Annotated in this window: 5 protein-coding genes; all 5 read left to right on the top strand. The window is 37.2% G+C overall.

The features are described from left to right. The first annotated feature begins 264 nt into the window (after window positions 1-264). The 5 genes from FNW38_RS08985 (at window position 265) to FNW38_RS09005 (ending at window position 14,218) form a co-directional block, all read left to right on the top strand. On the top strand, window positions 265-2,274 hold the full coding sequence (locus tag FNW38_RS08985; protein ID WP_143387204.1) for a beta-galactosidase: 2,010 nt from the start codon (window positions 265-267) through the stop codon (window positions 2,272-2,274). A 478-nt stretch (window positions 2,275-2,752) separates the two neighbouring features. Then, window positions 2,753-4,597: an NPCBM/NEW2 domain-containing protein gene (locus FNW38_RS08990; protein ID WP_144064805.1), complete on the top strand. Its 1,845-nt coding sequence runs from the start codon at window positions 2,753-2,755 to the stop codon at window positions 4,595-4,597. A gap of 260 nt (window positions 4,598-4,857) precedes the next feature. After that, window positions 4,858-8,700: a hybrid sensor histidine kinase/response regulator transcription factor gene (locus FNW38_RS08995; RefSeq protein ID WP_185963117.1), complete on the top strand. Its 3,843-nt coding sequence runs from the start codon at window positions 4,858-4,860 to the stop codon at window positions 8,698-8,700. A gap of 111 nt (window positions 8,701-8,811) precedes the next feature. Continuing rightward, window positions 8,812-11,202, top strand: a complete 2,391-nt coding sequence (locus FNW38_RS09000) for a glycoside hydrolase family 31 protein (RefSeq protein ID WP_144064803.1) — start codon at window positions 8,812-8,814, stop codon at window positions 11,200-11,202. A gap of 829 nt (window positions 11,203-12,031) precedes the next feature. After that, the gene (locus FNW38_RS09005; protein ID WP_143387208.1) at window positions 12,032-14,218 is read left to right on the top strand and encodes a family 43 glycosylhydrolase; all 2,187 of its coding nucleotides are present in this window, start codon (window positions 12,032-12,034) and stop codon (window positions 14,216-14,218) included. Window positions 14,219-14,299 lie beyond the last annotated feature (81 nt).

Here is a 14,299-nt window from a genome sequence, read left to right on the forward strand (position 1 = left end):
CAATTTAAAATCAGAATTTAAACAAATCATAGTGTTCAGAAAATTTAATTCTATTTTTGAAATCAATTAAAAAATAAAAATGGCTAACTTTTTTCAGGAAACAAACAAAAGAACAAATACCAAACTGAACATTAAACCTCCAAAAAATCATTCGTTAGAAACAAGTAATTAATTTTAAATCCTAAAACTAAAATGAATAAAATAATTTTTTATTTTCTCTTTATTTTTTGCCTGCAAACAGTTGCATCCGGACAAAGTGTCAAGATGGACAAGCTACTTTATGGAGTTGCTTATTATGATGAATATATGCCTTATGACCGATTGGATACCGATATTCTAATGATGAAAGAAGCCGGTATAAATGTGGTTCGTATTGCCGAATCAACTTGGAGTACGGTTGAACCGCAAGATGGTGTGTTCGATTTTACTCATACTGACCGAGTTCTAAATGCCATGCACAAAGCCGGAATAAGCGTAATTGTTGGTACACCAACGTATGCAGTTCCTACTTGGCTAGTACGAAAATATCCGGATATATTAGCTATAACTCCAGATGGTCCCAATAGATATGGAGCTCGTCAGAATATGGATATTTCCAATCCAAATTTTCGTAAACATGCTGAAATTGTAATTCGAAAAATTATGGAGCATGTAAAGGATCATCCCGCTATAATAGGCTACCAAGTAGATAATGAAACTAAAGCATACAATACTGCCGGTCCTGAAGTACAAAAACTTTTTGTGAAATACATGCAGGAAAAGTTTAAATCGCTGGATGTCATTAATAAAGAATTTGGTTTAGATTATTGGAGCAACCGCATCAATAACTGGAATGATTTTCCTTCAACAGTTGGAACAATAAATGCAAGTCTTGGTTCTGAATTTTCAAAATTTCAGCGTAAACTGGTAACGGATTATTTGACCTGGCAAGCATCAATAGTAAAAGAATACAAACACCCGGAGCAGTTTGTGACACAAAACTTTGATTTAGACTGGAGAGGATATTCGTATGGCATTCAACCTGATGTAGATCACTTTGCCGCTGCAAAAGCAATGGATATTGCAGGAGTGGATATTTACCATCCTACACAGGACAAACTCACCGGTATCGAAATCTCTCTTGGAGGTGATTTAACCCGTTCGATGAAAGGTGGAAAAAACTATCTGGTTCTTGAAACCGAAGCGCAAGGTTTTGCACAATGGGTTCCCTATACAGGACAATTAAGATTACAGGCTTTTAGCCATCTGGCATCTGGAGCAAATATGGTGGAGTATTGGCATTGGCATTCCATTCATAATTCTTTCGAAACGTATTGGAAAGGATTGCTCAGTCATGATTTTGAACCCAATCCAACGTATAATGAAGCCAAAACTATTGGTAAGGATTTTGAAAGACTAAGTTCCCATTTAATTAATCTGAAAAAGAAAAATAAAGTAGCTGTTCTTTTTAGCAATGAAGCATTAACTGCATTCAAGTGGTTTGGATTCGGCTGGGGATCTAAGGAAAGTTATAATGACATTCTTCGTCCTTTGTATGATGCCTTATATCGTATGAATGTTGGAGTAGATTTTGTTGATCCTTCAAGTAATAATTTAGAAGACTACAAATTGATTGTTGTTCCCGCTTTATATGCTGCACCAGATAGTTTATTGCAACGCTTAAATCGCTTTGTGAAAAATGGAGGCCATGTTGTTTATACTTTTAAAAGTGGATTTTCGGATCAAAATGTAAAAGTTAGAACATCTAAGCAACCTGGTATTATTGAGGAAGCCTGTGGTATTAGTTATAGTCAATTTACCATTCCTGAAAATGTTTCTTTGAAAGGGGATCCATATAATGTTGGTGTTGAAAAAAATAAAGTGAGCACATGGATGGAATTAATTACGCCTACTACAGCAAAAGTTTTAGCTTACTATGACCATCCGGTTTGGGGAAAATACGCAGCAATAACTGAAAACAGTTATGGCAAAGGTTTAGCAACTTATATTGGATGTTCGACAAGTACTGCCGTTACTGAAAAAATAGTAGAAGGCGCGCTAAAAAAAGCAGATTTGTGGGGATTAGACCAACAACTGTCTTTTCCTTTGATTACAAAGTCAGGAGTAAATGAAAAGGGTAAAACAATTCATTATTATTTTAATTACTCATCCGTTGCAAGCTCATTTAGTTACCCATACAAAGAGGGTAAAGAATTGCTTTCTTCGGAAAGTGTAATAAAAAACAAAGAGATTCAGATCGAACCGTGGGGATTAAAGATTATTGAAGAAAATTAATTCAGAATCATCTTTTAGATCAGATTTAAAACAAATAGTTTATAGAGTTACAATTAACAAATTGTGACTCTTTTTTTTGGATGTAATTGATATAAAAGGGTCTAAATCAGATTATGGATAAATTTTCTGGTGGGAAATTTGGCTATCTTGATAAAAAAGCAAACTATAAATAAGACTTTTTTAAAATACCGCTCTAATTTAAAGTTTAAAAGGTAAATATTTTGACATTTCTTTAATCATTAACAAAAGTTAGTTTTTCTATAAATATTTGTTTTCGGCCAAAAGTGTCGATTCTTTCAATAGATTAATTTGTTTTTGTAATTTTTTTTTAATTACATTTACAAATGTAAAATAAACACTTATAAATAACTTTACATCATACTAAAAAATAAAAGTTCATCATAATATACATTGATTCCTTAAAACAACAAAATACACAAAGCGTTTCAAACAATTACAATCACAAAAAATCACACTAATGACCCGATCTAAATTTAACAAAATAGCACTCTCTGTCTTATTGTTTTCCATATTCAACTATACTATTCAAGCCCAAACCAAAAAAGAATTTCATAGTTGGGCAGCAACTCCCCCTATGGGCTGGAACAGTTGGGATTGCTTTGGCCCCACAGTTACCGAGGCAGAAGTAAAAGCCAATGCGGATTATATGTCCAAATATTTGAAACCGTACGGATGGGATTATGTTGTGGTCGATATCAGATGGTATGTTGGGAATGACAAAGCCCACGGATACAATGAAAAAGACCCTGATTATGTCTTGGACCAATACGGCAGATTTATGCCCGCAGCAAACCGTTTCCCTTCTGCAGCGGGAGGAAAAGGTTTTAAACCATTGGCGGATTACCTTCATAAAAAGGGGTTGAAGTTTGGAATCCACATTATGCGCGGCATTCCCGTAATAGCGGTAAAACAAAACTTGCCCATTAAAGGCACAAATTTTACTGCCAAAGACATTTACTCGGATAAAGACCAATGCACTTGGTTGCGGGATATGTACACGGTAGTTCCAAGCAAGCCGGGCGCGCAAGAATATTACAATTCGCTTTTTGAACTTTATGCTTCTTGGGGACTTGATTTTGTCAAGATTGACGACCTTTCTTCACCAATTTATTTTGAAGGAGAAATCGACATGATTCGCAAAGCCATTGACCGCACGGGACGTAAAATCGTATTGAGCACTTCTCCCGGAGAAACTCCAATTGCACACGCCGATCACGTTCAAAAAAACGCAAATATGTGGCGTACCGTTGGCGATTTTTGGGATAGCTGGGAACAATTAAAAGACCATTTTGAAGTGTTTGAGCGTTGGAACAAATGGCGTTCCTATGGTGCTTATCCCGATGGCGATATGTTGCCGCTTGGACGAATTGGGATCAGGGCAGAAAGAGGAGATCCTCGTATGACCGCTTTTACCAAGGACGAGCAATACACTCTAATGACCTTATGGAGTATTTTCAAATCTCCGTTGATGTTTGGTGGGAATCTTCCGGACAATGATCCTTTCACACTTTCGTTGCTGACGAATAAAAATGTATTGAAAGTGCTGAACGAAAGCACGAACAACAAACCGCTTTTTACGGATAAAGACAAAGCCGCTTGGATGGCTGACGAACCAAAAACAGGAGCTAAATACTTGGCGGTTTTCAATACAGCCGATCAAAAAATGGTATCCGAAGAAAAAGCAGTTTGGAACAGCGGATTAATCTCAAAAACAACTTCTGGTCAAAGTGCCACATTAGATATTGATATTTCTGGTGCTAAAAAACTATATTTAGTGGTAAATGATGGTGGTGACAAAACCGATTGGGATCACGCCAACTGGATTGAACCCACTTTATATAAAGGAAAAGACTCTCTTAAACTAACCAGTTTAAAGTGGAAAAAAGCAACATCGGGATGGGAAAAACCAAAGGTTAACCAAAGTGTTTCCGGCAATAGTCTCACAACAAATAAAATTAAATATGAAAATGGCATCGGTACACATTCCAATTCAATTATAGAATTTGACATACCTGAAGGCTATACTCGTTTTAAAGCACTTGTTGGATTGGATGAAGCTTGTATCACTCAAAATACTGGCGCTACAGTTAAATTTTTTGTATTTACCCAAAACCCTTCAGGGCCTCCACCTCCACCGAGTGTAAAAATTCCGATAAATTTGAAAAACATAGGACTTTCGGAAAGCTATTTAATCACCGATTTATGGTCAGGAAAAGTACTAGGTAAATATTCCGGAGAATTTGCTCCTGAAATCAATTCGCATGGAGCCGGCTTGTATAAAATGATTAAAGTGTCGAAATAGCTATTTTTTGTAGTTTCGTCTTAACTATCATATTCATGGATTTAATTACTTATTATGGAGCATAAATCTCTCTTGGAATTTAGAACACACTAATAGAAATTATGAATAGCTATTTTCGTCGTTATATTTTACTTGGGTTGTTTTTATGTTTTTGTTTACGTACAACTGCACAGCAGCACTTTGTATTTACATCTATCGATTGTAAAAATGGCCTTTCAGAAAATAGGGTACGCAATATTCTGCAGCTTCAAGATGGACGAATGGTTATTACCACCGAGGGAGTGACCAATATTTATGATGGAACTTCCTTTAGATATCTACATCTGAAGGGAAATAATATTTCTCGATTAACAGCCTATACAGGGTTTCACCATGGCTATGTGGACAAAGAATATGTGTGGATAAAAGACAAAGGAAAGTTGATGCTTATTGACATTAAGCAGGAGCGTTTTGTGTTGAATCCGGAAAGTGTATTAGCTTCCATGGATATTCACGAGCCAATTGCTGACTTTTTTCTTGATACTTATCAGAATTATTGGGTGCTCACTTCTTCAGACAAGCTGTTAATTAGGGATGCTCAAAAAGGGAAAACTTCTGTTTTTCGTGAGCATGTTTCTACTTCCAACGGAATAAAAGACCAACTTTACGATATAGCCGTCATCCAGCAACAGGTTTTTCTGTTTTATCGGTTTGGATTAATAGTTTGCTACGATTTGAATACGGGTAAAGAGTTGTATAAAACAAGTTCTTTGTCAAAAAAAGATCAAATGCGATATGACCGCACGCTTATGGTTGTTCAGTCGAAAAATTCCCTATATCAGATACGAAACGGGGCAAGCGGTGTCATGTTGGCTTATGATATTCAAAAAAAAACCTACACAACCCTGCTTCAAACGGACTATTGGCTCAATACGATTTCTGTTGATAGTAAAGGCAATTTATGGGTAAGTTGTGCCATGGGATTGTGGTTTATTGATAAGACCCTGAAACAAAAACAATTTATTTCATCGTTTAAGTTGGTTGATGGAGCTGAAGTAAATACCGAAGCAAGTACGCTTTATAATGATTCGCAAGGCGGACTCTGGATTGGTACATTCAATCATGGGTTGTTGTATTACCATCCCGACCGATTTAAATTTAAGAATGTAGGGAAAACGTTTTTCGGAACGCAGGCGAAAGATATTGATGTAACCTGTTTTGAGAAAACGGAACAGCAGACAATTCTGGTTGGAACAAAAAATGGGGTGTACAGCTATTCACCGGAAACTTCGAAACTCTCCATTTTTCCCGAATTACCAGCCGATGTTGATTGTATTTCGATGACAAAAGATTCCCAAAATCGAATATGGATATGCACTTGGAATAAAGGAGTGTATTGTTTCCAAAACAATCAGATTAAACATGTGGATCAGCTCGCTGGAAATTGCCGTTACATTGTGGAGAATCCAGATGGGCAGTTGTTAGTCGCAACATCAGAAGGATTAGCTGTTTTTAATCCTGCGAATGGAGTGTTTCAGCAACTGCAATTAGCATTGAACGGAGAACCATTACATTCTGTTTCTCAATTGATTCTTTTTGATAAGCAGTCTTTTATGGGAAGAAGTAACGCTGGATTGTTTGTTTATAATTATAAAAAAAATACTATCAGTCAACCTCTGAAAGAACTCCTGAAGAATGAAAACCAACAATATACCAGTGTTTTTAAGGACAGGCGCGGTATTGTGTGGATTGGGACTCAAGATGGATTAAGTGTTTGGCAGCCGTCAAAGGCAGAACTGCATACGCTTTTTACAGATGACGGTTTGGTGAATAACAGCATTAAAGGAATTGTAGAAGACAGGCAAGGATTGATATGGGTTACAACCTCGGGAGGTGTTTCCCGTATTGCGGTGAATACGAAAGGAAAACAGCTTCGTTTTTCTATTGCTAATTTCAATCATTATGATGGGGTGATTGAAAATGAATTTACTCCTTCCGCTACTTTTGCATCCGATAAGGGACAGCTGTTGATGGGTGGTGTGAATGGATTTAATAGCATTGACCTGCACAAGCCTTGGTCATTTAAACGATTGCAAAAACCATTGTTTACCGGTTTAATGCTTTTCGGAGCTAAAGTGAAGCCGGGCGAATCGTATGATGGCAATGTCATATTGAAAAATGCAATCGCTGCAACAAATCGGTTAGAGCTAAATTACAATCAGAATTTTATAAATGTTGACTTTTCGGCACTTAATTATGTCAATCCCATCCAGACTTATTACCGCTATCGTCTGGAGGGTGTTGATGATAATTGGCGCGAAATAGTTGCCCAGAATGGCACGGGCAGTGCTTCGTATACCAACTTGGCTCCGGGAACTTATGTGCTGAAAGTTAAGGCAGCCAGCAATAGTAGAGAATGGTCGAATGAATATGCCGAAATCAGTATTGTAGTTAACCCGCCATTCTGGAGAGCTCCAATAGCTTATGTTTTGTATCTGGCAATCGCCTTGCTGTTGCTTTATTTGTCGCTGACGTATTATAAACGATGGACAAATCAGCAATTGGTGCGAAAGAATGAAGAAAAGCTGAATCAAATGAAGTTTAGTTTCTTTACGAATGTCAGCCATGAATTCCGTACACCGCTTACCTTGATTATTACACCGCTTGAATCGATATTGAAAGAAATAAAAGAAACTGCCATAGAATCAAGAATTCGGTTGGTTTACCGTCATGCACTAAACTTGCAGCATTTGGTCAATCAGTTGTTGGATTTCCGACGGTTGGAAATTTCTGGTGAGAAACTGAATCTGACTTTTGGCGATTTAGTGGATTTTGTAAAGCAGTTCGAAGACTTATTTGGCAAACTGGCCCAAGAAAAACGGATTGATTTTTCGATACAATCCGAAAAGCTGGAGTTATTCATGTATTTTGATAATGATAAATTGTACAAGGTAATCAATAACCTGTTGTCGAATTCTTTTAAGTTTACTCCATCAGGAGGAACTATTGTGATACGACTCTCGCAAGAAATAGGGAATCAAAATTTAGATATTGTTCAGCTTGAGGTTATCGATACGGGTTCGGGAATCTCTGAAAAAGATTTGCCGAATGTGTTCAATCGTTTTTATCAGGCTTCAACAACTCAGGGAGGAAGTGGTATTGGTTTACATCTGGTGAAAGAGTATGTGGCATTGCATTCGGGAGAAATAGTTGTGGAGAGTGAACCCAATATAAAAACAGTATTCGTCGTTAAAATTCCAATAAATCTTGCTCCTCAAAAAACAGATTCTGAAACTCTTGTTGCTGTTCCTGAAGACACAATCGATAATCAGTTAATGACAGCAACATCAAAAAAAGAGACACTTTTGGTTGTTGAAGATAATGATGATTTGAGACGTTTTTTGGTAACGGAGTTATCCCATAAATATGAAGTTTATGAAGCTCCAGATGGCGAAGAAGGAGAGGTTTTGGCTTTGTCAAAATTTCCCGATTTGATAATAAGCGATGTGATGATGCCCAAAGTCGATGGATTTGAATTATGTAAACGCATAAAATCGAACGTACAGACGTCGCATATTCCGGTGATATTATTGACAGCTCGCACATCCGAAGAGCTCAAAATGACAGGTTATCAATCGGGAGCTGATGAATATTTGGCTAAACCGTTTAATTTGGAAATACTGTTGCTTCGAATTGATAAACTTATTGCACAAAAAAAACAACGGCAATCAGCCTTTTCGAAAAAATTGGAGGTGAATCCAAAAGAGATTACCATCACCTCGATTGACGAACAGTTGATACAAAAGGCACTTGCCTGCATGGAAGAAAATATGGATAATCCGGATTATTCTGTTCAGCAGTTTAGTCAGGATTTAGGAATGGATCGAACGGTATTGTATAAAAAAATGCAGTCCATAACAGGACTTGCCCCTTCAGAATTTATTCGTTCCATTCGGTTGAAACGTGCCGCGCAACTTTTAATTCAGGGGCAATATCCCGTAGCCGAAGTAGCCGAAAAAGTGGGTTTTAATACCCAAAAATATTTCAGAAAATATTTTAAAGAAGCTTTTGAAGTCACTCCGTCAAAGTATGCTCAAAATGGGCGAAATGCTGATAATGAGTAATTGTGAACGAATAAACAACTAGGTGTACCTGTAAAAACAACATATCGTACCCATTCACTTAAGCGAATATAAATAGCTTTGGTTGATATTGATTAACTTAAATTAAACCAAATGAAAAATGCATTTCTGAGTAGAAATCACCAGTACATTCTGTTGCTTGTGTTGTTTTCTTTTTCGTCATTAGCAGCTCAAAATTATCAAAAAACGACTGTAGGGGTGAAAACCAAACTCCAGTCAATGGATGTTGAAGTCCAGTTTTACAGTCCGAGTATTGTTCGTGTTTTGAAGTCGCCCGAAGGAGTCGCCTTCAAAAAAGAAAGCCTGTCCGTAAACAAAAAACCACAGGAAACAAAATTTACAATCCAACAACAAGGAGATGTCGTTTCGATGAAAACCGACAAGATGGAAGTAGAATTAAATTTGCTAACGGGAAAAGTCAGCTATCTTGATTTGAACGGAAAATCTTTATTTACAGAAAAGGAATATGGAACACAATTTACTCCTACTGTAGATGTAAAGAAAAATAGTTTCACCGTTCGTCAGGCATTCAAGTTGGATCAAGACGAGGCAATTTACGGTTTGGGACAATTACAAAATGGAAAGTTGCAACAGAGAAACCAACGCATTGTATTGAAAAATGGTAACATGAATGTTAGTTTTCCATACTTTTTGTCAAGTAAAGGGTATGGAGTCTTTTGGGATAACTATTCTGCAACCACTTTTACGGATAATGCGCAGGAAACTTCCATGGAGTCTTTGGAAGATTGTTCGGATTATTACTTTATGTATGGTGGTTCTGCTAATGGTGTGGTAACCCAAATGCGCGACCTTACGGGACAGGCGCCTATGTTTCCTTTATGGTCTTATGGGTATTGGCAGTCGAAAGAACGTTATAAAAATCAGCAAGAGTTAATGGATGTGGTAGCGAAGTATCGTGAGTTGAAAGTTCCTTTGGATGGAATTATTCAGGACTGGCAATACTGGGGCAAAGACAGTCTTTGGAACCAAATGGGATGGGATTCGGCCACATTCCCAAATCCTAAAGGGATGGCTGATTTCGTTCATAAAAATAATGCCCATCTGATGGTAGTGGCTTGGCCGGGATTTGGTCCAGAAACAAAACAATTTACTGAGTTTAAAGACAAAAACATGCTTATTGACTTTGATACCTGGCCACCAAAATCAGGAGCAAAACCGTATGATCCATACAATCCGGCTGCACGTGATATTTACTGGAATTATTTGAATAAAGGCGTTTTTTCCATCGGAGTTGACGCATGGTGGCTTGATTCATCTGAGCCAGATCATATTAATGTCAAAGATGCAGATTTTAATCAGCCAACGTATCTTGGTTCCTACCGTTCGGTGTTGAATGCTTTCCCGTTGACGCACGTGAGTGGGGTGTATGACCATCAGAGAGCCACGACTTCTGATAAACGTGTTTTTATTTTAACCCGTTCGGCTTTTGTGGGTCAGCAACGTTATGGTGCCAATACATGGTCGGGAGATATTCAATCAACATGGGAATCATTGGGTAAGCAAATACCTGCTGCATTGAACTTTTCGCTTAGTGGTGTGCCATATTGGAATGCCGATATTGGAGGTTTTTTTGCTGGACGTTGGGAAAAAGATGGAGGTGAAAACAATCCTGAATTCCGTGAATTGTATGTGCGTTGGTTGCAATTTGGAACATTTACTCCCATGATGCGTTCGCATGGAACACAAATCCCAAGGGAGATTTATAATTTTGGAAAAAAAGGTGTTTGGTCTTATGATGCCATTGAGAAAAATATCAATCTACGCTATAGTTTGTTGCCTTACTTGTATTCAACTGCCTGGGAAGTGACCAGTCAGTCGGCATCTATCATGTATGCACTTCCTTTAGTTTTCGAAAATGATCCAAAAGTGCGTGATATTAAGGATGAGTTTATGTTTGGACATTCCTTCCTTGTGGCACCAGTTGTAAAACCAATGTACACCGGTAAAAAAGAGGATAAAGTATTCGAAGATTTCAGTACAACTGGAAGTCGCGAAGTATATTTACCGAAAGGGGCAAACTGGTTTGATTTCTGGACTGGAGAAAAGCTCAATGGCGGACAGTCTGTAACCAAAGAAACTCCAATTAACATTATTCCACTTTATGTGAAACAGGGAACTATTTTGCCTTGGGGACCTAAAGTACAATATGCAGAGGAGAAAAAATGGGATACGCTCGAAATCCGCATTTACCCGGGAGCTGATGGTAAATTCACTTTGTACGAAGATGAAAACGACAATTACAATTATGAGAAAGGGGCTTTTTCAACCATAAAACTGGAGTGGAATGAGCAAACCAAGACGGTAACTATTGGTAAAAGAAAAGGAAGTTTCAACGGTATGATAAAAAACAGAACATTCAATATAGTACTTGTGGATAAGGAAAAAGGAATAGGAGTATCTAGTACTTCTAATTTCAATAAAACAATAACCTACAATGGAAAAGCAAAATCCGTGAAACTATAAACAACTAAATACAGACCCCAGAATTCGTCAATTGACAGATTTTGGAGTCACTATTTGAATGAAAACACGCAACAAAATAGATAAACCCAATTTGTTGGTGCAAAACCATAAAATTGTAATTGATTTGGGACAGGTTGAATCTATAAAAGTTTCAGATACTTACATCGTTTTGACAGTAAAACAGATGGTAGGATTAAGGATTGCAAGGTGTTTATTAAATTGAATCCATCCAAAATATAGGTTAAATTATATTTATATTATTTTATTTTAACTATTTTTTTTACCCTGTTTTAGTTTGATTTCGTTTCTTTTAATAATAACAAATTCTTAGTTTTCAAACAGAAGTTTCGTAATAAATATTTTGAGGATACTCCTAAATTTAGAAATGACTTCTTCTAAAAATATCAAATCATACTTAAATAATTACAAGACTCATAATTTACAATTCATTTTTTTATCAGGTTGATTTGTTTGTATACTTTTTTTAATTATATTTACAAATGTAAAAAACACACTTATAATAAATTTATACTGTTCAATCCAGACCGAAAAGAATTTCATAGTTAGGCAGCAACTCCCCCTATGGCAGGAACATTTGTAACAGCTTTGGACCTAGAGTTACTGAAGTAGGAGTAAAAGCTAATGCTGAATATATGTACAAATATTTACAACCCTTCAGAACCCCATTGAGTGTGGAAATTCCGGAGAATTTACTCCTGAAATTAACTCGCATGGTGCAGGCCTGTATAAAATTGTTAAAGTATCTAAAAAATAACTCAATCTTATTTAAAAAAGCATGATTTCTAATCTAAAAATATCCCTGAAAAAAATGAACACTTGCAAATGGGTCGGTTTATTCCTGGCCTTGAACACTCTTGGATCGGTGACAGCACAACAGCCTTCTAAAAAGAAATCATCCAAATCTGAAATTAAGGCGTCCAATACCAAAACAACAGCCTATTTATTTACCTATTTCACGGGCAACTCCAAAGACGAAGAAGCGATTCGTTTTGCCATCAGCAACGATGGTTACAATTTCAGGGCATTAAACAACAATAAACCAATTATTAATTCTGCCGAAATAAGCGAAACTGGAGGGGTAAGAGATCCTCACATCTTGCGCGGGGCAGACGGAAAAACGTTTTACATGGTCGTAACCGATATGGTTTCGGCTAAAGGTTGGGATTCTAACAGAGCCATGACCTTATTGAAATCTTCCGATTTGATCCACTGGACTTCCAGTAAGATTAACATCCAAAAAAGATTTCCCGGAAATGAAGACCTGCTTCGTGTATGGGCACCGCAAACCATCTATGATGCCAAAGCCAAAAAATACATGATCTACTGGTCAATGAAAAATGGCAAAAACCCGGATATCATTTATTATGCTTACGCCAATAAAGATTTCACCGATTTAGAAGCCGCTCCAAAACAATTGTTCTTCAGTCCGACAAACGGATCCTGTATTGATGGAGATATTATTTTTAAAGATGGTAAATACCACCTGTTCTTTAAAACAGAAGGAGAAGGTGCCGGAATTAAAATTGCCACATCCGGCAAGCTTACCGAAGGTTATGTTTTGCAGGACAAATACGTGCAGCAAACTAAAGATCCTGTTGAAGGAGCCGGTGTGTTTAAACTCAATAACAGCGAGGAGTATATCCTGATGTATGATGTATACACCAAAGGAAAATACCAATTCACCAAAACAAAAGACCTTAAAAATTTCACTGTAATCGATCAGGAAGTAACGATGAACTTTCATCCGAGACACGGAACCGTTCTGCCTATAACCTCAGAAGAAGCCGAAAGATTGCAAAGCAAATGGGGTAACGCTGCAGATGTTATCGGTACTGCCAATGCCAAAGAAATCAAAAAAATAAACACAAAAATTGATGCCGAAAACAAAACGGTATCGCTATCTGTTAAACCGGGAACCAATTTGAATGCATTCAATCCGTCATTCCTTTCTTTTCCGGGTATTCAGGTTAAACCAAATACGCCACAAAATTTCAGCAATGGTCCTGTTCAATATACCAGTACAATCAAAGGGCAATCTCCCCAAACCTGGACTGTTTATGCGGCAGAAAATCATAATCCCGTATTAGAAGGGCTTTATGCAGATCCGGATATTATTTTTTCAGAGAAAACAGGAAAATTCTACATCTATCCTACCAGCGACGGATTTGACGGTTGGTCAGGGACGTATTTCAAAGCCTTTTCTTCTCCGGATTTAGTGAACTGGAAAGATGAAAACGTAATCTTAGATCTTCATAAAGATGTGAGCTGGGCAAAGAAAAATGCCTGGGCTCCTTGTATTACAGAAAAGAAAATTGGTGATACCTACAAATATTTGTATTATTTCTGCGCGGCGCAAAAGATTGGTGTTGCCGTGTCAGACAACCCTGCAGGACCTTTTATGGATTCCGGAAAAGCGCTGATTGACAAACGTCCTGAAGGAGCGAAAGGCGGACAACAGATTGACCCAGATGTATTTATTGACCCACAAACAGGAAAAAGCTATTTATACTGGGGCAACGGTTATATGGCTTGTGCCGAACTAAACGACGATATGATTTCTATCAAGGAAGAAACCATCAAAATAATGACTCCTGATAATACCTTCCGTGAAGGTGCGACTGTTTTCTTTAGAAATGGCAAATATTATTTCCTATGGTCAGAAGACGATACCCGAAGTGAAAACTATAAAGTACGTTATGGAATTTCTAATTCTCCATTAGGCCCAATCCAAATTCCAGAAAACAATCTTGTGATTGCAAAGGACAAAGAAGCCGGAATATTAGGAACAGGACATAATTCGGTAATACAAGTGCCCGGAAAAGACGAATGGTACATTGTATACCACCGTTTTAATTACCCAAAAGGAAATACCATGGGTGAAGCAGCAGGATACAACAGAGAAGTATGTATCGATAAATTAGAATTTGACAACGAAGGCAATATTAAAGAAACAAAACCAACCCATCAGGGAATTAAAGCAATCCAATTGAAATAATCGTTTAGGATAGTCCTAAACGAATGCCTAAATAAAATTAGCCACGGATTCAACGGATTTTCACAAAAACAAGCAAATTTT

Origin of the sequence: Flavobacterium gawalongense (genome assembly GCF_007097265.1) — a bacterium.
Lineage (GTDB): Bacteria > Bacteroidota > Bacteroidia > Flavobacteriales > Flavobacteriaceae > Flavobacterium > Flavobacterium gawalongense.